16 protein-coding genes and 1 pseudogene are annotated in these 21,903 nt (G+C 73.3%); 5 read left to right on the plus strand and 12 right to left on the minus strand.

Annotated features, from left to right (window positions below; genetic code table 11):
• Nucleotide 1: 1 nt before the first annotated feature.
• A complete protein-coding gene (locus tag ACYU8I_RS16765) occupies nt 2-1,078 on the minus strand; it encodes a mannose-1-phosphate guanylyltransferase (protein ID WP_460843027.1) in 1,077 nt (358 codons plus the stop codon).
• A gap of 48 nt (nt 1,079-1,126) precedes the next feature.
• Between ACYU8I_RS16765 and ACYU8I_RS16770 the strand changes: the two genes are divergently transcribed.
• Entirely contained in the window at nt 1,127-1,855 is a 729-nt protein-coding gene (locus ACYU8I_RS16770) for a TIGR03089 family protein (protein WP_460843029.1), read from the plus strand.
• Here ACYU8I_RS16770 and ACYU8I_RS16775 read toward each other — a convergent pair whose 3' ends face one another.
• From ACYU8I_RS16775 to ACYU8I_RS16800, 6 genes are all read right to left on the minus strand, one after another.
• Entirely contained in the window at nt 1,856-4,942 is a 3,087-nt protein-coding gene (locus ACYU8I_RS16775) for an FG-GAP-like repeat-containing protein (RefSeq protein WP_460843032.1), read from the minus strand.
• 166 nt (nt 4,943-5,108) lie between these two features.
• Entirely contained in the window at nt 5,109-5,879 is a 771-nt protein-coding gene (locus tag ACYU8I_RS16780; protein WP_460843034.1) for an ABC transporter ATP-binding protein, read from the minus strand.
• 3 nt (nt 5,880-5,882) lie between these two features.
• Nucleotides 5,883-6,950, minus strand: a complete 1,068-nt coding sequence (locus tag ACYU8I_RS16785; RefSeq protein WP_460843036.1) for an ABC transporter permease — start codon at nt 6,948-6,950, stop codon at nt 5,883-5,885.
• 8 nt (nt 6,951-6,958) lie between these two features.
• On the minus strand, nt 6,959-8,965 hold the full coding sequence (locus ACYU8I_RS16790) for a glycosyltransferase (protein ID WP_460843038.1): 2,007 nt from the start codon (nt 8,963-8,965) through the stop codon (nt 6,959-6,961).
• A 255-nt stretch (nt 8,966-9,220) separates the two neighbouring features.
• Entirely contained in the window at nt 9,221-10,276 is a 1,056-nt protein-coding gene (locus tag ACYU8I_RS16795; RefSeq protein ID WP_460843040.1) for an iron-containing alcohol dehydrogenase family protein, read from the minus strand.
• Nucleotides 10,264-11,013, minus strand: a complete 750-nt coding sequence (locus ACYU8I_RS16800) for a phosphocholine cytidylyltransferase family protein (protein ID WP_460843043.1) — start codon at nt 11,011-11,013, stop codon at nt 10,264-10,266. Before ACYU8I_RS16800 ends, ACYU8I_RS16795 begins: the two co-directional genes overlap by 13 nt.
• A 120-nt stretch (nt 11,014-11,133) precedes the next feature.
• Here ACYU8I_RS16800 and ACYU8I_RS16805 point away from each other — a divergent pair, with 120 nt between their 5' ends.
• From ACYU8I_RS16805 to ACYU8I_RS16815, 3 genes are read left to right on the plus strand one after another with little or no spacing between them, the layout of a single operon-like run.
• On the plus strand, nt 11,134-11,409 hold the full coding sequence (locus tag ACYU8I_RS16805) for a DUF6752 domain-containing protein (RefSeq protein WP_460843045.1): 276 nt from the start codon (nt 11,134-11,136) through the stop codon (nt 11,407-11,409).
• An 8-nt stretch (nt 11,410-11,417) separates the two neighbouring features.
• Nucleotides 11,418-12,581, plus strand: coding sequence for a hypothetical protein (locus tag ACYU8I_RS16810; RefSeq protein ID WP_460843047.1), 1,164 nt, complete (start codon nt 11,418-11,420; stop codon nt 12,579-12,581).
• Nucleotides 12,578-14,119 carry a methyltransferase domain-containing protein gene (locus ACYU8I_RS16815; RefSeq protein WP_460843049.1) on the plus strand — a complete coding sequence of 514 codons (1,542 nt, stop codon included), beginning with the start codon at nt 12,578-12,580 and terminating at the stop codon, nt 14,117-14,119. The genes ACYU8I_RS16810 and ACYU8I_RS16815 overlap by 4 nt, the downstream gene beginning before the upstream one ends.
• 6 nt (nt 14,120-14,125) lie before the next feature.
• Here the strand turns inward: ACYU8I_RS16815 and ACYU8I_RS16820 are convergent, their stop codons facing one another.
• The 5 genes from ACYU8I_RS16820 to ACYU8I_RS16840 form a co-directional block, all read right to left on the minus strand.
• Complete coding sequence (locus ACYU8I_RS16820; RefSeq protein WP_460843050.1) at nt 14,126-15,241, minus strand: hypothetical protein; 1,116 nt, start codon at nt 15,239-15,241, stop codon at nt 14,126-14,128.
• Between the two features lie 116 nt (nt 15,242-15,357).
• The gene (locus tag ACYU8I_RS16825; RefSeq protein WP_460843052.1) at nt 15,358-16,779 is read right to left on the minus strand and encodes a phospholipase D-like domain-containing protein; all 1,422 of its coding nucleotides are present in this window, start codon (nt 16,777-16,779) and stop codon (nt 15,358-15,360) included.
• 188 nt (nt 16,780-16,967) lie between these two features.
• Nucleotides 16,968-18,179 (minus strand): UDP-galactopyranose mutase, encoded by a 1,212-nt coding sequence (gene glf / locus ACYU8I_RS16830; RefSeq protein WP_460843054.1) that lies wholly within the window; start codon nt 18,177-18,179, stop codon nt 16,968-16,970.
• A gap of 36 nt (nt 18,180-18,215) precedes the next feature.
• Nucleotides 18,216-20,045: a glycosyltransferase gene (locus tag ACYU8I_RS16835; protein ID WP_460843056.1), complete on the minus strand. Its 1,830-nt coding sequence runs from the start codon at nt 20,043-20,045 to the stop codon at nt 18,216-18,218.
• Between the two features lie 29 nt (nt 20,046-20,074).
• Entirely contained in the window at nt 20,075-21,523 is a 1,449-nt protein-coding gene (locus ACYU8I_RS16840; RefSeq protein WP_460843058.1) for an LCP family protein, read from the minus strand.
• A gap of 161 nt (nt 21,524-21,684) precedes the next feature.
• On the opposite strand from ACYU8I_RS16840, the pseudogene ACYU8I_RS16845 reads away from it, so the two are divergent.
• Nucleotides 21,685-21,903, plus strand: a pseudogene (locus ACYU8I_RS16845) (hypothetical protein); the annotation flags it as partial.

The raw sequence follows: 21,903 nt of genomic DNA on the forward strand, positions 1-21,903 counted from the left end.
CTCAGGTCAGGTCGCCGCGCCCGGTGCGCTTGAGCTCCTCGACGAGCGCCTTGACGTCCTGCGCCCGCTCGGTGGTGGTGACCAGCACGGCGTCGCCGGTGTCGACCACGACGACGTCGTCGAGACCGACGACGCCCACGAGGCGGCGTCCGCCCGGCACCACGAGACCGCTGCTGTCGTGGCCGACCACGTGGGCGGGGTCACCCAGCACGCGCAGGCCGGGCTCGCGGCCCTGCAGGTCGGCGAGGGCGGCGAAGTCGCCGAGGTCCTCCCAGGCGAAGGGCCCCGGCACCATCGCGACGTGCCCGGCGGCGGCCGCGGGCTCGGCGACCGCGTGGTCGATGGCGATGCGTCGCAGGCCCGGCCAACGACGCTCGAGCGACGAGGGGTCGGCGGCGACCGCCCGCAGCCCCTCCGCGAGGTCGGGGTGCTGCCCGGCGAGCAGGTCGAGCAGCCGGGTGGCGCCGACGAGGAACATGCCGGCGTTCCAGCGGTACTCGCCCGAGGCGACGTACGCCGCCGCCCTGGCCGCGTCGGGCTTCTCCACGAACTCGCGCACCGCGAGCGCGGTCGCGAACCCGTCGAGCGGTGCGCCGCCGGCGACGTAGCCGAAGGCGGTGGACGGTCCCGTCGGCTCGATGCCGATCGTCACGAGCCGCCCGGTCGCGGCCACGGCGGCCGCCTCGCGCACCGCGTCGCGGAACTCGTCGGTCTGCAGCACCACGTGGTCGGCGGCGAAGCTGCCGATGATCGCGTCGGGGTGCTCGCGCTCGAGCACCGCGGCCGCCCACCCGATGGCCGCCATCGAGTCGCGCGGGGCCGGCTCGGCGAGCACCCGCGGCACGCCCGGCAGCTGGCGGCGCACGGCGCGCTCGTGCGCCGCCCCGGTGACGACGACGACCCGGTCGCCGACGAGAGGCTGCAGCCGGTCGACGGTGCCCTGGAGCAGGGTGCGCCCGGCACCGGTGAGGTCGAGCAGGAACTTGGGCCGCTGGGCGCGCGACAGCGGCCACAGCCGCGTGCCGGCGCCTCCGGCGGGGACCACGGCCCACAGCCGTGGCAGGACGTCGTCGCTCACGCGCCGGATCCTGTCACGGGGCTTGTCACGGGGCTAACCTCGACCGCGATGACCACTGCCACTCCTCGGACCCTGGCCCAGCTGCTCGAGCGGAGGCTGCGCGACCAGCCCGGCTCCCCGCTGGTCACCTACTACGACGACGCGACCGGCGAGCGCACCGAGCTGTCCGTCACCAGCTGGGCCAACTGGGTCGCCAAGCACGCCAACCTCTTCCGCGACGAGCTCGACCTCGACGACGACGCCACCGTGCTCGTCGACCTGCCGTCGCACTGGCTCGTGCCCGTGCTGCTCGGCGGAGCGTGGGCAGCCGGGCTGGCGGTGACGACCGACCCCCGCACCACCCACGACCTCGTGGTGACCGACGTCGCCCGTGCCGCACGGCACGCCGCCGGCCCCGTGCCGGTGCTGGCGTGCTCGCTGCACCCCTTCGCCCTGCCGAGCCCCGAGCCGCTCCCGGCGGGCGTCGCCGACCACGGGCACCTGTGGCCAGGCCAGAGCGACGTCCACGTCGCCGTGGTGCCCCCCACCGGCGACGAGACGGCCTGGCGTGGCCCCGAGGGCGAGGCCACCCTGGCCGAGCTGCTGACCGCCGCGGCGGCGTACGGCGAGCAGACCCGCGACCGCCTGCTGACGACGGCCCACCCCGCGAGCGAGCGAGGCGTGCCCGGCCTGCTCGTGCCGCTGCTGGGGGGCTCGGTCGTCTACGTGCGCCACGGCGCGGGCCCCCTCGAGGCCCGCGCCGCGCAGGAGGCGGTCACCCGGACCGCCCCGGCCTAGTCAGCCGCCGAGCGACCAGCCCGCCAGGGTCCGGCCGAGGTAGCGGGCCTTCGCCAGCCCGGACGCCGAGCCGGGCAGCACCAGCAGCCGACCAGAGCTGCGCTCCTTGACCACGAGGTCGTCGCGCCCGTCACCGTCGACGTCACCGAGCCCGGCCACCTGGTCGTAGGCCGTCAGGCTCGGGACGCCCCGGTCGCCGGCCGGCACGAACGAGCCGCCCCTGCTGGTGAGGTTCTGCTTCGCGACGGTCGGTCGCCACGAACCGATCCCGACCCGGTTGAACGTGCGCAGCGCCGCGGGCGCGGTGACCGGTGCGTAGGTGCCGGTGCGGCCGTTGCCCGGGAAGATCCGCATCGGCCCGGTCGCCGTCGACCCGGCGAGGTCGGGGCGCTCGTCGCCCGTGAGGTCGCCGACGGCCGCGAGGCGGGTGATGCTGCGCCAGCCCGTGCTCATGGTCACCGCGGCCTCGAAGCGGCCCGACCCGTTGCCCGCACGGAGCAGCAACCGGTCGCCCTCGCGCACGACGAGGTCGCCGTGCCCGTCGCGGTCCCAGTCGCCGACCGAGAGCACCTGGCTGCCACTGGGCACGACGACGTTGGTCGGCACGGGGGCGGGCGTGGCGGGCGCGCCGTTGTGCGCCGCCACCACCAGGTCGTCGCCGGAGACCGCCACGACGTCGCCCGCGGCGCTCCCGGTGAGCTGCCCCACCCCGGGGAGCCGCAGCCCCGCAGGCGTCACGAGCGCCGTGCCGGCCGCCGCGAGCGCGGGCTTCTTCGTGCCGGCGAGCACCCGGGCGGCGGTCCCGTCGAAGGCGAGCACGTCGGCGATGCCGTCACCGCTGAGGTCGCCGGCCGCGCCGGGCGCGGCGCCGACGGCGACGGCACCGGTCGGCCGCACGCTGTGCACCCGGGACCCGAGCCTGGTGGCCGTGGTGCGGTAGACGTCGACGCGCCCGGACGCGAGCCCGACCACCTCGGGCCGACCGTCTCCGTCGAGGTCGCCGGCGACCGCGGCCGCCTGGTGCGACCAGCTCTGCGCGAGGACCGGACCGCGGACGAAGCTGCCCGCGCCACGACCGAACCACACGACCAGCTGGGAGCGGCCGTTGCGGACGAGCAGGTCGCCTCGCCGGTCGCCGTTCCAGTCGCCCGCCGAGGCCACGGAACGGGCGTCGGGGAAGGTCGGTGAGACGGCGGTGCCGCGGGCGGCCACCCGGCCGTCCCCGGTGCCGGCGTGCAGCCGCAGGTCGCCGCCCCGGTCACGCGCCACGACGTCACCCAGGCCGTCGCCGGTCAGGTCGCCGGCCGCCGCGAGCAGGTCGGTGCGCGACCATCCGCCCACCGTCCGCACCACGGTGTCGAACGCCGTGGTCGATCCCGCGGTCGGCTGCAGCTCGACGGTGCCGTCGGGCCGGACCAGCACGACGTCGGCGCCCGTACGACCGACCAGGCTGCGGGTGTCAGGGAAGTCCAGGCCGGTCGGCTGCTTGCTCCACGTCCGCAGGCTCTGCGTCGGCGAGGTCATGGCCGCCAGCGGCGGACCACTGACGGGGGCCGGGGTCGGCGTCGGGGTCGGCGTCGGCGTCGGGGTGGGCTTGGGCGCTGTCGCCGCGCCGTTCTGCAGCCGCGTCGCGGCGGTACGGACCTCGCCGAGCCTGGCGTAGAGGTAGCGGCCGGGGCAGGCGGTGCTGCCCGCGTCCCGGTGGCCGTTGATGCCCTGGAAGGTGCGACTGCCCAGCCGGATGCCGGTGGCGTTCGCCTTGACCCCGGCGAGGGACAGCTTCCACGCGAAGAGCCGCGAGTAGGCGTCGACGACGGCCTGCGGCGGTGCGACGACGTCGAAGTTGCCGATGGCCGACATCGCGAACGAGGAGGAGTTGTAGCCCGAGGTGTGCGCACCCACGACGGCACGGTCGACGCCGCCGTAGCGGCCCTCCCAGATCTTGCCGAAACGGTCGACGAGGAAGTTGTAGCCGATGTCGGACCAGCCGCGGGCCTGGGTGTGGTACGCGTAGATGCCGCGGATCAGGCTCGGCACCGAGGCCTCGCTGTAGGTGTTGGCGTTGACCGTGTGGTGGATGAAGCCGGTCCTGACCGTCCCGTAGCTCGGCTTGCCGTCGCGCAGCCGCTCGTCGGCTCCCCACTGGGCCCGCGAGAAGATCGTCGGCTTGGCCACCGAGCGTGCGGCGCTGAGCGTGACGGTGTCGTCGGCCGGCGCGGCAGCCTGGCCCCCGTCCCTTGGTGCACCCTCGGAGGCCCCGTCCACGGAGGCACCGTCCTCGCCGGCACTGTCATCGGCATTGTCACCGGCGGCCGGCACGCCCGGCTCGAGCGCGGGCTGCTGGGTGGCGGAGCCGGTGTCGCCCGGGTCGACCACGGCGAGCGCGAGGTCGGTCGGCGCCGAGCCGTCGTCGGTCGCGGCGCGGACCTGCACCTGGTCGACGTCACCCACCACGACCGGCTCGGTGCCCGCCCGCTCCTGGGCACGCGTCTCCTCCGCGGCGTCCGGACCGTGGTCGTCGTGGTACTCCACCGGCGCCCAGCCGGTCCACGTGCCGTCCGTCTCGGTGCGGACCTGCACCGTGATCTCGTCCTCCGCGTACTCGTCGGCGGCGCGGGCGTCGTCCCACGTCACGCCGACGGTGGCGAAGCCCTCGACCGCAGCCGGGTCCGACTGCGCGACGACGCGGCGGCCGTCGATGGTCGGGCTGGCGCTGGGGGCAGGCGTGCGCCCGGCACGGGGGCTCGGGTCCTGCGTCGGGTCCTGTGTCGGGGTCGGCGCCTGGGTCGGCGCCTGGGTCGGCGCCTGGGTCGGCTGCTTCGTCGGCTGCTGCTGACGCGCACCCGGTGCGACCTCCTCGACCGCGACCTCGCGCACCGTGGGCTTCGCGGGCTCGGTCGCGACGACCGCCTCCCGCGTCTCGCTTCCCGGTGCGGGCTGTGGCACCACCGCCGACGCACCGGTGCCGGGCGTCGGCACGATGTCGAGGGTCCGGACACCCGCGGCCGAGGCCGCCACGGCCAGGACGACGGCGGTCACCAGTGATTGCTGGCAGACCGTGACGTAGCGGGCACGACTGAGGCGCATGGGTGGGACTCCGAGGGGGTGCGGGGGAAGTTCAAATCACACGAGTAACCAATATTCACATTGGTTTCAGGTGCGCCCGCAACCTGAATGCGCTAATTACATTCCTGTATTTCTGCGCATTCTTTTAATTCCACCTCTGTCATTTCACGCCCACGAGGAACAACGCTCAGACGTCGGCGCCGATCTCCTCGTCGGCCTCCTCGTTGTTGTCCGGGTCCTCGTAGTGCAGGAAGCGGATGCCGTCCTCGGTGGGGCCGTCGAAGGTCAGCTGCCCCTTCTCGAGCACCAGCACCCGGTCGCACATGGCGCGCACCGAGGCCGTCGCGTGGCTGACGTAGAAGATGGTCGCCCCGTCGGCGCGGATCTGCTGCATCCGCTCCATGCACTTGCGCCGGAACGGTCGGTCCCCCACGGCGAGCACCTCGTCGGCCAGGAAGATGTCGGCGTCGACGTGCACGGCGATCGAGAACCCGAGCCGGGCGTACATGCCGGAGGAGTAGTGCGAGACCGGGGTGTCGAGGAACTTGCCCAGGCCCGCGAACTCGACGATGTCGTCGAACTTGCGGCGGGTCTCCTTCTCGCCCATGCCCAGGATGGCGCCGTTGAGGAAGAGGTTCTCGCGACCGGTGAGCTGTGGGTGGAAACCGGCCCCCGTCGCGATCAGGCCGGCGATGCGACCCCGCGTGCGCAGCACACCCTCGTCGGGCCGCATGACGCCGTTGATCAGCTTGAGCAACGTGCTCTTGCCGGAGCCGTTGAGCCCCATCAGGCCGATGGACTCACCCTGCTCCACCGAGAAGCTCACATCGTCGACGGCCGTGAACTTCTCCCGCAGGGGGAGCCGCTTGGCCTTCGCCACCGCCATCTGCTTCAGGCCGCGGTGGTACTGCATCGTGAACTGCTTGGTGACGTGGTCGACGTCGATGGACACGGCCATGGCTCAGAGTCGCTCCGGGAAGGTGTTCTCGACCCGCGAGAAGAACCGCTGGGCCAGCACGAGCAGGACCAGCGAGATGGCCAGGGTGATCAGGCCGCGGGTCCACATGTCGGGCGGGAAGGACGTCGACATCCGGGCCTGCTCGGCCGGGGTCTGCAGGGGGTACCACAAGAAGCGCTGCATCAGGATGACCGACTGCGCGACGGGGTTGGCCAGGTAGATCTCGTAGGCCACGGGGTGGGTGTCGGCGTAGCGGTAGATGCGCTCGAAGGGATAGATCATCGGCACCAGGAAGTGCATGAACTGCATGATCGTGCCGACGATGTTCTGGAAGTCGCGGGCGAAGACGTTGATGGCGGAGAAGAACAGTGCCAGCGACATGCCGAAAACGACGATGATCGAGATGCCGAGCAGCCCGGCGGCCACCGCGACCAGGCTGGGCGACCACCCGATGACGAGGCAGGCCACGACGAGCACCAGCAGCTGGGGCGCGGTGTGGTAGGCCGCGGTCACCATCGCCGCCACCGGGAACACCTCGCGCGGCATCCGCATCTTCTTGATCAGGACGCGGTTGTTCCAGATCGAGCGGGTGCCGCCGTTCCAGGTCTCGGCGAAGTAGTGCACCACGACCATGCCGGCGAAGAGGTGGATCGCGAAGTAGGGAACGTCGCGGTGCAGGTTGAGCAGGACCCCGATGGCGAAGTAGTAGACGAGGAAGCGCAGCGCCGGCTGCACGTAGGACCACAGCAGGCCGAGCAGCGACGCGGCGTACATCTGCGCCAGCTGGCGCCGCACGATGAGCCGCAGCAGGTAGGGCTGGGCCAGCACCTGCTTGAGCCCGCCCTGCGGGGCGGGGGCGACGAGCTCGGCCTCGACCAGCCGTTCGCGCCGCTCCCCCGCCGCCTCCACCACGGGCATCGCGTCAGCGTCGCGCCGCGCCCGCCGTCGAGCCCGTGCCCGCCGACGCCGACGACGACGCTCGTCGACCTCCCCGGAGTCGGGGTCGGCCCCGGCTCCGGAGTCGCGCTCGGCGGCCCCCGAGGGGCCGGGCTGGGTGTCCTGCTCTGTCATGGCTCGTCTCAGTCCTGGTTCGGGGCCTTCGGCAGGGCGCCGGGACCGACGCGGTCCTCGAGACCGTCGAAGGTCTCCTTCCAGGTCTCCGCGGACACGAGCTCGGGCAGCGCCTGCTTGTAGCGCTCGGAGAGCGCGGGCCACTCGGAGAGCAGCCGGGCGTGCAGCCGTGCCGAGCGGGCGACCTGCTCCTGGAACTGGGCGCGGTCGCGGCGGTACCACGAGGCGCTGAGGCCGTCGGCGGAGGAGACCACCGCCGAGTCGTAGGCAGCGAGGCGCCACCAGCGCTGGTCGACGTGGGGCACCAGCGCCTCCGGGTTGGTGCGGGAGAGCTCGCGCTCGGGCAGGACCTGGCGGACCAGGCCCATCCCGGCAGCCTTGGCGGCACCGACGAGCGAGGAGCTCGCGCCGACCGGCCGGCCGCGCTTCGGCGGCTTCTTGACCCGCGCCGGGGGGAACGCGGCGAGGTCGGTCTCCGCGCGTCCGTCGTCGTAGCGCGCCCGCAGCGCGCGGACCTCGCCGAGCCGGTGGGCCAGGTCGCGGTGCATCCGCTCGGGACCCGCGAGGACGTCCTCGAGGGCGAGCAGGATGACCTCGCCGGTGCTGTACTGCATCGACAGCACACGCTTGCCGTGGTTCTCGAGGCTCTCGCGCACGAGTCGGCCACCGCGGTCGTACGGCGAGTGCAGCAGCGCAGTGACGAGCCGGTTGCGCTCGTGGAAGTAGGCCTGCCAGTCGAGCGTGTCGTCCTTCTCGGTCCACGGCACGTGCCACACGGCGGTGCCCGGCAGGGTCACCGTCGGGAAGCCGTGCTCCTTGGCCCGCAGCCCGAACTCGGCGTCGTCCCACTTGATGAACATCGGCAGCGACAGCCCGATCTCGCGGATGACCCGCGTCGGGACCAGGCACATCCACCAGCCGTTGTAGTCGACGTCGACGCGCCGGTGCAGCCAGGAGGTGTTGCGCAGCGACGAGCGGGTGAAGTTGTGGCCGTGCTTGGTGCCGGGAGCAGGTCCCCAGAACCAGCGCCAGGGGGCCAGCGTCTCGCCGAAGGCGTGCATCACCGCGCGGTCGTAGAGGCTGAACATCTGGCCGCCCACGATCAGCGGCTGGCGGGCCATGTCGGCGAACGTGACGGCCTTGACCAGCCCGTCGAGCTCGCAGACCACGTCGTCGTCGAGCAGCAGCACGTAGTCGGCGCTGCCCCGCGAGACGGCCTCGTGCATGCCGCGCGAGAAGCCGCCCGAGCCACCCAGGTTGGGCTGCTCGACGACCCGGAGCCGGTCACCGAGCGCCTCGGCCGCGGCCGCGTAGTCGGGGTGGTCGGCCACCTTCTGGGTGCCCTGGTCGACCACGACGACCTGGTCGATGATCTCGAGCACGTCGGGACGTGCGGCGAGCGTGGTGAGCTGGCCGACGCAGAAGTCGGGACGGTTGTAGGTGGTGATGCCGATCGCGACGGTGCCGTGCTCGGCTCCGTGGTCGGCGACCGACCAGGTGGCCTCCTCGAGCACCAGCCGCTGCTCGCTGGCGTTGACGTCGAACCAGTACCACCCGCCGTCGATGAACGGGCCGAGGGTGAGGTCGAGGACGACCTCCTCCACCTCCTCGGCGTCCACCTGGCGCGACTCGACCATCATCGCGTGGCCCTTGGCGGTCGAGCGGTAGACGGCGACGGCGCCGTGGCCCTTGACCCGGAGCGTGAGGCGTACCTCGTCGGCGTCGCTCCACCGTCGCCAGTAGCTCGCGGGGAAGGCGTTGAAGTAGGTGCCGAGGGTGACGCGCTTGAGCGGCTCCACGACGAGGTGGCGCTCGGAGGTCACGAGGCCGAAGCCCTGCAGGCCCTCGATCACCTCGGACTGGGCCTTGTCGTTGCTGCCCTTGCGCGAGGTGGACTCGGCGCCCGACTGCCGGGTGCCGTCGTCGTCGCGGGCGAAGAACCGCGAGACGCCGTGCACGTAGAGGGTGCGGACGTCGGGCTCCTGGTCGGGCACGAGGAGGGTGCGCTGGACCACGCGGTGCGCGGTCCCGGACGTCGCCGGCGGCGCTGACGGACTGGCGATGCTCACGATTACCTGCCTGAGGTCGGGAGTGTGCACGGGTGCTCGGGGGCGGGCGCACCGGCGCCGTCCAGCCGTTCGGGGCGGACCAGCGCGACGGCGACCACGACCAGTGGACGGTAGCAGGAGACCCCTGCTCGACCCGGCGCGACGGGCCGCCGTGACAGCGGGCCATGGCGGCGAATCGGGACGGCGGATCGGGACGTCGGGTCAGGCGCTGGCGTCGACCCAGTCGGCGACCCGGTCGCGGACGGCCGCGGGGCCGAGGTCGAGGTGCTCGAGGATGGTGTAGCGGTCGGGCCGCGTGCGCGGGGCGGCCTCGACCACGGTCACGAACTGCTCCCGGCTCAGCCCGACGTGCTCGGGCAGCGTCGGCAGGCCGTGGTGCTCCAGCGTCGCCCGCACGCGGGCGAGCAGCGCCTCGTCGCCGCGCAGGAAGGTCGCGAACAGGGCGCCGAGCCCCGCGAGCTCGCCGTGCTCGCCCGTGCCGGGGAACAGCTGGTCGGTCGCGTGCAACAGCTCGTGGCAGGCGCCGCTGCAGGGTCGCGACGAGCCCGCCACCGACATCGCCAGGCCCGAGAGCGACAGCGCGTCGGCCAGCGTCACCAGCAGGTCGTCGTCGGCGATGGTGTCCTCGCGCCGCAGCAGCGACTCGGCAGCGTTGCGCGCCAGGGCGGCCGCGAGACCGTCGAAGGGCTCGCCCCGCACGTCGTGCGCGAGCTGCCAGTCGGCCACCGCCGAGAGGTTGCTCAGCACGTCGCCGATGCCGGCGCGCACCAGGCGGGCCGGCGCGGCCAGCACGAAGTCGAGGTCGACGAGCAGCGCCAGCGGCATGGCGACGCCGTAGGACCCCTTGCCGTTGCCGTGGGTCAGCGAGGCCACCGGCGAGCACACCCCGTCGTGGGCGAGGTTGGTCGCGACCGCGACCATCGGCACCCCGGCCCGCGTGGCGGCGTACTTGGCGACGTCGAGGACGCGGCCGCCGCCGATGCCGACGACCGCGTCGAAGCCGCGCGAGGTCACGAGGTCCTGCAGCTCCGCGGCGGTCGTGACCGAGGCGTCCTCCACCACGAAGGACACGGCGTTCGGCAGCGAGTCGTGCAGCGTCTCCCAGATGCGCCGCCCCTGTGACGGGCCCACCGCGACGACCACGTCACCGGTGGCGGAGATATGGGTGGCGTCGAGCGTCTGAGCCAGGTCGGCCACCGCGCCGTGCCGGACCTCCAGGACCAGCGGGCTCGGCAGCATCCGGGTCAGTATCGGCATGCGATGGTCCGCGCCCTCTCGAGGTCGACGTGGTCGTCCACCTCGACCCAGGAGGTGCCCGCGGGCAGGCGGGCGCCGCCGATGGCGAAGCCGCGGTGCACGAGCTCCTGGTAGCCGTCCTCGTAGTAGAGCTGCGGGTCTCGCTCGAAGGTGGCCTGGAGCGCCTCGGCGAGCGGGGCCACCGCAGCGGGCTCGATCAGGGTGGCGCCGATGTACTCGCCGTCGGCCTCGCCGGGCTCCATCAGCTTGGTGATGCGCTGCAGCCGGCCCTCGTCGTCGAGGACGACCTTCATCTCCTCGTCGGCGAGCGTCTTGTCGCGGTCGAGGGCGAGCAGGATGCCGTCGTCGCCGCGCGCCGTGCCGGCCTGCGCCAGCAGCGTCTCCTCGACGGCCACCGGGTGGACGGTGTCGCCGTTGACCAGCAGCGCGCCGGGCGCCATCACGTCGCGCGCGCACCACAGCGAGTAGGCGTTGTTCCAGACCTCGGCCTTGTCGTTGACGACCAGCTCGAGGGTCACCCCGTGGTCGGACTCCAGCTGCGCCTGCCGCTCGCGCACGGCGTCGGCGGCGTACCCGACCACCACGGCGACGTCGGACAGGCCGCTCGCCGCCAGGTTGGCGAGCGCGATGTCGAGGATGGTGCGCTCGCCGTCGACCGGGACCAGTGCCTTGGGCAGCGTGTCGGTGTAGGGCCGCAACCGGCGCCCGGCCCCCGCCGCGAGAACCAGACCGATCACACCGCACCGCCTCCTTCGTCTCCCGCACCCGGTGTGCGAGAGTTCGACGGCACACATTAGACCGTGCCGCAGCGCGTCCGTGGTGGCAGGCGGCGCCTGCGCACCCGGACGGGAGAGCACATGGACAACAACCTGCGCCAGCGCGCGGGAGAGGCCCTCGACCTGGTCGCGCGGGCCCGTGCCCGGGCGGGTTCACCGCGGGTAGCGGCCCGGCTCGACGCCGAGCGGATCGAGGCCCGTCTGGCCCAGCTCGAGGCCGAGGTCCAGGAGTGTCGGCGGCTGCACCGTCGTCTCGCCGAGCTGACCGACGTCGTCGGCGAGCTGCTGCTGCCCGTGGCCCAGCGCGACCAGGAGGCGGTCGACGCCGCCCTGGCCCGCTACCGCAGCGGGCTCTAGGGCCGTTGGTGGCGCACCGCACCGTCGTCCACGTCGGCCTGCCCAAGACCGGCACGACCTACCTGCAGACGATCATGTGGCGCCAGCGCGCGCTGCTGCGCGAGCAGGGCGTGCTCTACCCGGGCCACAACCGGATGCACCACTTCCACGCCGCGCGCGCCGCCGGCGGCGCACCGGGCCGGCGGGGCCGGGCCGAGGAGCTCCGGCGCGAGCTCGTCGACGAGGTGCGGGCGTGGGACGGCACCGCCCTGGTCACCCACGAGTTCTTCTCGCAGGCGACGGCCACCCAGGCGCGACGCTTCCTCGACGACCTCGGCACCGACGACCTGGTCGTCGTCGTCACCGCGCGCGACTACCTGCGTCAGGTACCGGCGGTGTGGCAGGAGTCGCTCAAGATGGGCAACGCCGCGAGCCTCGGTGACTTCACCGACGCCCTGCTGGCCGATGGCCACCGCGAGCGCGTGCGCGAGGCCCACGCCCAGGAGGTCGTCGAGGACAAGCGGCTGCGCGCCGCCTGGGGGTGGTCGACCCAGGACCTCCCCGCCGTGCTCGGCCGCTGGAGCGAGGCCGCCGGCCGCGAGCGCGTCCGGCTGGTCACGGTGCCGCCGCCCGGCGCCCCCCGCGACCTGCTCTGGCAGCGCTGGTGCGAGGCCGCCGGGCTCGGCCTCGACGGGGTCGACCTGGGCGTCGCCGTGCCCAACGAGTCGCTCGGGGCCCCGCAGGCGCGCTTCCTCGCGGTCGTGGCCGAGCAGCTCACGCGCGACTTCGGCGGCGCGTCGGAGCGCCACCGCTGGCTGCGCCAGTACGTCGGCCACGAGGTGCTGGTGCCGCAGCGGGGCGAGCGCATCGCCCTGCCCGAGCGGGCCGCCCACGCCGTACGACGCCTCAACGAGACGATGCTCGCCGAGCTGCGGGCCCTCGACCTCCCCCTCGTCGGCGACCTGGCCGACCTGGAGGCCGGCCCCGGCGACGGACGCAACCCCGACTCGGTGCCCGACGACGAGGCCCTCGCCGTCGGGGCGCGCGCCGTCGAGCAGATGGCTCGCGACGTCCGTCGGCTGCACGACGACCTGCGGGCGGCGCGCGAGGAGGCGAGCCGCACCGATGCGGGCCCTCCCCCACCGGCCGAGCGGGTACGCGGGCTGCTCCAGCGCCTGGGGGTGCGCCCGTGAGCCAGCGACGCGACCCCGCGACCGTCCGGATCGACGACGACGGGGTCACCCTCGACTCGGCCGAGGGCCAGGTCTTCGACCTCTCCTTCGACGGGCGGCGCACCTGGGCCTTCACCGTCGAGCACGAGCAGCGCCGGGGCCGCCGCCACCTCGTGCCCTGGCCCGAGCAGCTGCGACCCCACCTCGACGGCACCGCCCAGGTCACGCTCGTCCGCCGGCCTGACGGCACCACCGTCTACGACGAGGAGGTCACCCTGGGCTCGGGCACCGGCCGGCTCAGTGTCGAGGACAGCAAGGGCCGCCCCCTCGCCGTGACCAAGTACGGCCGGCTCAACCGGGCCTTCGACTCGCTCGGCGAGGACACCAAGTCGCACTACCTCGACCAGGTCGAGGAGGTGCTCGCGGTGCTGCGCGACGAGTGCGGGCTGCCCGCCTTCGTCAGCTGGGGGACCCTGCTCGGCGCGGTGCGCACCGGCCACCTCATCGGCCACGACGTCGACGCCGACCTGGCTTGGTTCAGCGAGCACGAGGACCCCGTCGACGTCATCCGCGAGTCCTACGACATCGAGCGCGCGCTGCGCGGGCACGGCTGGCACGTGCGCCGCGAGAACGGCGCCTTCCTCGCGCTGTTCCTCAAGCAGGCCGACGGCAGCGTGCGCAACATGGACGTCTTCGGCTGCTGGCGCACCGACGGCGTGCTGCACCTGGTGCACGACGCCCGCGCCCCGTTGCCGGTGTCGACGATCCTGCCGCTCGGCACGGTCGAGCTCGAGGGCCGTCGCCTCCCCGCCCCGGCGGACCCCGAGTCGTTGCTCGAGGCGTGCTACGGCCCGGGCTGGCGGGTGCCCGACCCCAGCTTCTCCTTCGGCGAGGACCGTGCCCGGGCCCGCCGGATCGACGGGTGGTTGGGCGGCCTGCGTCGACGGCGCGACCAGTGGGGCCTGGTGCACCGCGACGACGCGGCTCGACGCGAGCCCGCCGCGTTCACGCGATGGGCCGTGGCACGGGCCACCGGCACCGGCCCCGTGGTCGACCTCGGCTGCGGCGACGGCGTCGACGCCATCGCCTGGGCACGCACGGGACGACCGGCCCTCGGCGTCGACAGCGCCCCCGTCGCGGTCAACCGGGCGCGCCGGCTCGCTCGCCGCGCCGAGGTCACGGGCACCGAGTTCCGCACCCTGAACCTGCTCGACCTGCGCACGACCCTGGCGCTGGCCGCCGAGCTGTCGCGCGAGCAGCAGGTCGACCTCTGCTCGCGACAGCTGTGGTGCGAGGTGGGCGACCAGGCTCGCGCCGACCTGTGGCGGCTCGCCCGGCTGGTCGGCCGCCCCGGGGGCTCGCTCTTCCTCGAGGTGCACACCACCCGCACCCGCCTCGGTGCCGCCGGGCGCGACAAGGCCACGATCCCCTGCAGGGGCCTCCCGGTGAAGCGGCTGCTCGCCGAGGCCCGCGAGCACGGCGCCACGGTCGTCGAGCACGAGCCGCTGCGCGACGACGGCCAGCCGCCCCGGCACCGCGTGTGGCTGCGCTGGGACTGAGCCGGATCAGTCGGAGCGGCGCCCGCGCAGCGCGTCTCGCACCGGCGCCGGCAGCTTCTCGCGCCCCGTGGCACGGGCACGCGCCTTGAGCTCGCGCCCCCACCCGCGCACGTCACGCTCCATGACCAGGTCGCGCAGTCGCGGGGGTCCGGGCTGGTGCGCCGACAGCCGCCGCAGCAGCTCCACGCCGGCCCGGACGCCGGCGTCGGCGAGGTCGGCCGGGTCGGGCGCGGTGCGCTCGTGGCCGGTGGGCTCGGCCGAGACGTGCAGGTCGCGGAGGTCGCCGACCACGGCGTAGCCCTGCTCACGCACGAAGTCCTCGATGGCCCTCGCCCGCGCGGCCAGGGCGGGGCGTGCGGCGTCGGGGACCTGGATCCGCTCGGACCCTCCGCTGGTGAGGCCCCGGGACTCGGCGAGGCCGTGCTTGACCAACCGGGCGAAGTGGGCCCACTCGAAGTCCTCGGGCAGCGCCAGCGTGATCTGGCGCAGGAGCTCGGCCTCGGCCAGCCCCACGCTGACGTTGCGACCCCGCACCTGGGTGTCGTAGGCCTCGGGTGACTGCCGCAGGACCTGGCAGAACCGCGTCCACAGCTCGTCGGTGCCTCCGCCGGGCGGCGGCACGGTGACCACGTGCACCCGCTCGGGTGCGACGTCGACGGCCCAGCGGCCGAGCACCTGGCGCGGGTCCTGCCCGCCCCAGAGCCCGCCGGGCCCGCCCTCGAGGTCGTCGGCGGCCACCGCCTGGTCGAGGAACTCGGCGTAGGACAGCGTGCGGCGGTTCTTGACCTCCTCCTGCCACACCGCCGGCACCTGGCGCGCCAGGTCGCGCAGCGTCACGACCAGGTGCACCTCGCGGCCCGGCCAGGTGCTGAGGGCCTGCGCCACCTCGGAACCGCCGGCCCAGGCGAGCAGCTCGGAGGAGACGAGCACATCACCCCGGAAGCCGTTGGCCTCGTCGGCCAGACCCTGCCAGGTGGCACGCCGCAGGTGGGTGCGGTGCGCCGGCGGCGGGCCGAAGGACGCGCCACGCAGCTCGAGCGCCGCCTGGTGGTGCGAGGCCATGCCGCGGCCGGGGAGCAGCAGCCCGTGCGAGGCGAGCTCGCTGCTGTTGCGCCACAGCACCCGCTGGAGGTACGTCGTCCCGGTCTTGGGGGCTCCGAGGTGGAGGTAGACGCGACGACGTCCGGACGGCCGTTGACCCTTCAGTGCCTGCTCGCTCTCGTGCGGGTGTGACCCGGCTAGCGGATGCGCCGGGAGTGCGACTTGATCCTGCCCCAGTTGCCCACGAAGGCGTTGTGGGTGCTCGCGCCCGCGATGTTGAGGGTCACCTCGTCGCCGGCGGACAGCGACGAGCCGGCCCAGTTCTGCGAGCCCGTCACCGTCAGGTAGGCCCGGCTGTTGCCGTTGTAGGTGCCCTTGACGGTGAAGAACTTGCCGTGGGTGCGGGTCTGGTAGTCACCCGCGGGCAGCTTCTTGTAGCGGCTGTCCCACAGGGAGATGGTGCCGCGCTTGGCCGCGGCCATCAGCTTGTTCTGGACGTCCTTGCCGGGCGCGCCGTAGATCACCTGCACGCTGCACCCCGCGCGACCGAGCGCGATCACCTTGTCGGCGAGGTAGAGCCCCCGGGTGTGCGCCCAGTAGAACATCGAGATCTTGACCTGGGTGCGACCGAAGGCACTGGTGCACTTGATCTTGTTGAGGTCCTGCAGCGTCGGGTCGGACGACTTGGTGGCGTTGCGCATCGGGAAGAAGCGCACCGTGGTGTCACCGTCGGTGAACTGCTCGAGCTGGCCGTTGTTGCGGACGTCCTCGGTCATCTCGCGGTGCATCCGGGCGAAGTACTGCCGCAGGGCCGGGCGCCCGGTGTAGGTGACGAGGTCGTTCCAGCCGCGCACGGCGCCGCCGATGTTGATGTTGGACGAGCTGACCATCGAGACGTCACGGGCGCTGCCGGAGGCGCTGAAGAGGAAGAACTTGGCGTGCATCGCGCCGCCGCCGCCGCGGCAGCTGCCGTAGCAGCGCTTGACGTAGCTGCCGTCGGAGCCCCAGGTGAACGCGCGCTCGTCGGGCGTGTCGGCGCTGCGCTGCAGCGCCTGCGTCGACATCGTCTCGGGGTCGACGACCTCGGGCAGGCCCTCGAGGTCGACGAGCGGCTCGTCGGCGGGTGCAGCCTGGCGCGCACCGGGGTCCGGGGTCGGGGTCTCGGTGGGCGGCGGCACCAGCTTGGTGTTGCACGGACCGGACTTCACGGGCTTGTCGGGGACTCCGTCGCGGTTGTCGTCGACCACGTTGTCGGCGTTGAGCGCGGTGATGAGGTCCCTGGCCGGTGCGTCCTTGATGCCGCTGTCGAGGATCACCCGCACCGACACGCCGCGCTTGCACGCGGCGAGCAGCTCGTTGGACGCGCTGCGCCGGTCGAGGAAGTAGGTGCTGATGTGGATGACCGGGTTGGGGTTCTGCGCCGACTGCGCCGGGACCGCGCGGATCGCGGCCTCGATCTTGGAGACGATCTTGTAGCGCGCCGACAGCTTGCCCCAGGGGTACGGCGTGTTGAAGGTCGAGCCCGCGGACGGCGTGGCCGACGCCGGCGAGAGCGTCGTGACCTGGAGTCCCGACGCGACGAGCAGGACCATGACGAGAGCGGCGAGGCGCTTGAACAACTTTTCCCCCAAGAGCTGGGCCCGTTCCCCGGACGACGGGCCGACTGCGACACGATAGACGCCCGACGGGCGTGGACCTACCGGAAGTCCACACCCGCTGTCAGCAGGTCTGGACCGATCTGTACCAGTCTCACCGGTCACACGTGTCACACGCAACCCACACGCCGGAGCCCGGCGCGTGGGCCGGCTCACTCGGCGACGCCGCCGGAGGCGAGGTCGGCACCCTCCGCGAAGTGGGGCCGCAGCTTGTTCTCGTACATCGAGAGCGCCGAGCCGATGGCCATGTGCATGTCGAGGTACTGGTAGGTGCCGAGCCGGCCACCGAACAGCACCATCGGCTCGGCCTTGGCCAGCTCGCGGTAGCGCACCAGGCGCTCGCGGTCCGCGGCCGTGTTGACCGGGTAGTAGGGCTCGTCGCCCTCCTCGGCGAAGCGGGAGTACTCGTGGACGACCACCGTCTTGCCGGGCAGGTGCGTCTTCTCGCGCTCGGGGTGGAAGTGCTTGAACTCGATGATGCGCGTGAAGGGCACGTCCTGGTCGTTGTAGTTGACGACGCCCGTGCCCTGGAAGTCGTCGACCTCCTCGACCGACTCGCGCAGGTCGACGGTGCGCCACGACAGCCGACCCTCGGAGTGGTCGAAGTACTCGTCGACCGGGCCCGTGTAGACGATCGGGACCTTGCCCTTGTAGTGGTCGGCCACGTCGAAGAAGTCGGTCTCGAGCCGCACCTCGATCAGCGGGTGGTCGGCCATGCGCTCGAGCCAGGCGGTGTACCCGTCGACCGGCAGGCCCTCGTGGGTGTCGCTGAACCAGCCGTTCTGGAAGGTGTAGCGGACCGGCAGCCGCGTGATGATGTCGGCGCTGAGCTCGGTGGGGTCGGTCTGCCACTGCTTGGCGGTGTAGCCCTTGATGAACGCCTCGTACAGCGGGCGGCCGATGAGGCTGATCGCCTTCTCCTCGAGGTTCGTGGCGTCCTCGGTGGCGATCTCGCTGGCCTGCTCGGCGATGAGCTCGCGCGCCTCCTGCGGGGTGTGGCTCTTGCCGAAGAACTGGTTGATGAGCGCGAGGTTCATCGGCAGTGAGTAGACCTGGCCCCGGTACTTGCCGAACACCTTGTGGCGGTAGTCGGTGAAGTCGGTGAAGCGGTTGACGTACTCCCAGACCTTCTCGTTGGAAGTGTGGAAGAGGTGGGCGCCGTACTTGTGCACCTCGACGTTGGTCTCGGGGTCGCGCTCGCTGTAGGCGTTGCCACCGAGGTGGTGGCGCCGGTCGATCACGAGCACCCGCTTGCCCTGCTCGGCGGCGACCCTCTCGGCGACGGTCAGGCCGAAGAAGCCGGCGCCCACGACCAGCAGGTCGGGCAGGTCGTCGGCGGCGGGGCTGGCAGTGGTGTCGCTCACGCGGGGGTCTCCTGGGTGTCGAGGGGTCGGGTCACTCTAGATGCGGGCGGTCGCCCGGGCGTGGCCGGTGCGGTTGGCCAGCAGGCGCCGGTACGCCGCCCGGCGCACCGGCTCCGGGACCAAGCGGTAGCCGCCCCGGACGGCGACGTTGCGCAGGTACTGCCCCCGCGTGGTGAGCCCGAGGTCGCGGAAGCGGCGCTGCAGCGCGACCTCGGACCGCAGCAGGTCGAGGCCCCCGCGGCGGGCGTAGGCCCCGGCGCCGACGCGGTAGCGCACCAGCGGCTCGGCGAGGTTGGCCGGCACGGCACCGCCGGCGACCATGCGGGTGAAGAGGAGGTAGTCCTCCATCAGTGCCTGGTCGGTGTAGCCCCCGGCGCGCAGCACCGCGCTGCGGCGGTAGACGACCGTCGGGTGGTTGAAGGGGTCGCGGAAGCGGACCACCCGCCGGATCTCGTCGGCGTCGGTGGGCGGCGTGCGGCGTCCGACCACGTCGTCGGGGTGCTCGCCGAACTCGAGCAGCCCCGAGCCCACGATGTCGGCCCCGGCCTCGATCACCGGGAGCTGCCGGGCGAACCGCTCGGGCTCGCTGACGTCGTCGGCGTCCATGCGCGCCACGACCTCGTGCTCGCTGGCCGCCAGGCCGGCGTCGAGCGCCGGCCCGAGGCCCACGTTGTCGACGAGCGGCAGGTGGGTCACCGGCACCGGGCTGGTCGCGACGAGGTGGGCGATCTCGGCGGCCAGCGCCTCGGGCACCGGGCCGTCCTGCACCAGCACGACCTGGGCGGGCCGCCGGGTCTGCCGCTGCACCGAGGACTCGAAGGCGACGCGCAGGAAGTCGGCGCGGTCACCGCCGTACGTCGCCACGAGCAGCGTGAAGGGCTGTCCGGGCGGCAGCCGGCGTTCGTCGGCGGCGCCCGCCAGGTCGAGGGGCACCCGCCAGCCGGCCCTCTCGAGCACCTCCGAGGTGGGACGGGGCGCCCGCACCACGCCGTCGCGCAACCCGCGCGCCCCCGCCCGCAGCAGCACCGAGCGGCGCGAGGAGCCGCGCACGGTGCGGGCCCAGCGGCGCAGCGTGCTGGCGCCGTAGAGCGCCTTCTCGGACGGCGCCAGGCCGTCGGCACGCGAGAACAACCAGAGCTTGTTGCGGACCTCGAAGTAGAACCGCTCCCCCGGGTCGGCCTCGGTGCCGCCGAAGGCCTTGGTCTTGTGCACCACCACGCTCGCCGGGATGTAGAGGCCCACGCGGCCGCGGAGCAGCCGGGTGGAGTACTCGAAGTCGTCGTTCCACAAGAAGTAGTCGGCCAGCGGCAGCCCGCGCAGCCGCACCACCCCGGCGTCGCACAGCAGCGAGACGAAGCTCGCGGAGCGGATCGGCACCGCGCCGACGGCCTCGGCGGCCCGACGCTCCTGCGCCGAGGCCCCCGGCTTGGCGCGGGGGGTGTTCATCGGGTGGTCGCGGCCGTCGGTCCAGCGGACCCGGCTCGCCAGCACCGCCGGACGGGGGCCGTCGTACGCCGCTCGCGCGCGCAGCAGCTCGGCGAGCGCGCTCGGCGTGGGCACGGTGTCGTCGTCGAGCAGCCAGACCAGGTCGGGTCGGTGCGTCAGCGCCTGCGCGATGCCTGCGGCGAAGCCGCCGGCGCCGCCGACGTTGACCCCGAGCGCGACCACGTCGAGACCGGGCTCCCGGGCGGCCCGCTCGCGCAGCACGACGTCGGTGCCGTCGGTGGAGGCGTTGTCGACCACGACGGTCGCGGCGAGGGCGTGCGACTGCGCCCCGAGCGCGTCGAGGGCCTCGACGAGCAGGTCGCGACGGTTCCACGTCACGACCACGGCGACGACGCGCGCGGCTGCTCCCTCGTTCGGCACGCCCGGCACCCTACGACCCCACCCCCGCCTCAGCAGGCGGCCGACAGGTCCTCGGCCTGGTTGGCGCCGTAGCCGTCGCGCAGGTTGCCGATCGAGCCGCCGGTGGTCTCGGCCTGGACCGGGGCGGTCGCCCGCGTCGTCGGAGCCTTCTTCTCACCGTCGGAGGGGTCGACCGCCTGCTGCACCTTGTCGTGGATGAGGTCGAGGTCGGGCGACGAGGTGTTGACGAGGGGCGGGACGAAGGACACGGTGCGGATCGGCTGGCTCCGTGCCTTGAGCGCGAGTGCGGTGAAGCGGTCGACCTCGCTGCGCGGCAGGTCGGTGCTCACCAGCGCCGAGCCGGCGTCGGCCAGCGCCTGGAAGTTCAGCAGCACGTTCTGCGGGCTGAGCTGGCGGACCATGCCGTCGATGACGCACTTCTGCCGCGCCATGCGGGAGTAGTCGTCGGAGCTCATCCGGGAGCGGGCGAACCACAGCGCCTCGAACCCGTCCAGGGTGCGGTGCCCCGCCTCGACCGTGCCCGTCTGGCCGGCGGCGCCACCGCCGATCGGGATGTCCTCGCGGACGTTGAGCTCGATGCCGCCGACGGCGTCGACGAGCTTCTCGAAGCCCTGCATGTTGACCATGACGTAGTAGTTGATCGGCAGCCCGGTGATGCCCTCGACGCCCTCCTTGGTCGCCTCGACCGCCGGGTCGGCGTAGCCCTCGAACAGCTCGGGGTGGTCGGCGGCGTACGTCGCCAGCGAGTTCAGCTCGCACTCGGCACCGCAGTCGTAGCCGTCGGGGAACTGCTCGGCCATCACCGAGCCCTCGGGGAAGTCGAAGTTGAGCATGTTGCGGGGCAGGCCGAACAGCACCGTCTCGCCGGTCTCGGCGTCGATGCTCGCGACCTGGATCGAGTCGGGTCGCAGGCCCCAGCGGTCGTCGCCGGAGTCACCGCCGAGCAGGAGCACGTTGAAGCGTCCGTCGTGGGCGCCGACCGCCGTGCCGTCGGCGAAGACCGTGGACAGGAAGGTCTTCTGCACCCCGACGAGGTGCGAGGCGAAGAGCAGGGACCCGGCGACCGAGAGGCAGAGCAGCCCGTTGAGGCCCAGCATCACCAGCCGCTGCTTGCGCCGCAGCGCCAGCGGGTCGCCGAGGCGCCAGGCGTCGAGGAAGAGCAGCGCCCAGCCGACGGCGAGCACCATGAGCAGCGCCCGCACGAGGCCGAGCACGAGCCCGTTGCTGAGCATCCAGAACACGAAGCTGTCGAACAGCCAGCCGAGGCCGGCGAGCAGCAGGCCCGTGCCGAGCAGCCCGGCCCACACCCGCAGCGCGAGGCGCCCGACGCGCTTGTTGCCGGCGACGAGCTGGGCCGACCCGGGCAGCACCAGCGTCATCAGCACCAGCACCAGGGCGCGACGGAACGCGTGGGCCGGGGAGGGCCGACGGGGCGGGACGGGACGGGTCGCTGGCGGGTCGGTCAGCAAGGACGCCATGAGGGGAAGACCTCTTCGTCGGGGACGAGGGGCGGGCGGCACGTGCCACGGTGGCGAGGTGCCGCCACATCACACCAGGCTCGCGAGCCGCCTCCGCGGCGGCGCGCCGTGGGGTGGCGCGACAGCCCGCGCGGGGCCGGGCCGGGCTGTACCGTCGGGCTGTGCCGGCCGGTGGGAACGACGACGAGGACTCTCAGTACGGCTGGCTGTACGGCGCCGACAGCGCCCGCGGACGGGGCTCCTCCGGCACCCCGGCCGACCCGGAGCCCACCCGGATGATCCCGCGCCTCGACCGCGCCTCGGGCCGCCCGGCGGGCGCGGCTCCCCGACCGTCGGAGCAGCCCCCGGGGCGCCCGCCGGCCACCGAGCGCGTGCCCACG

Source organism: Nocardioides marmoraquaticus (genome assembly GCF_054777915.1).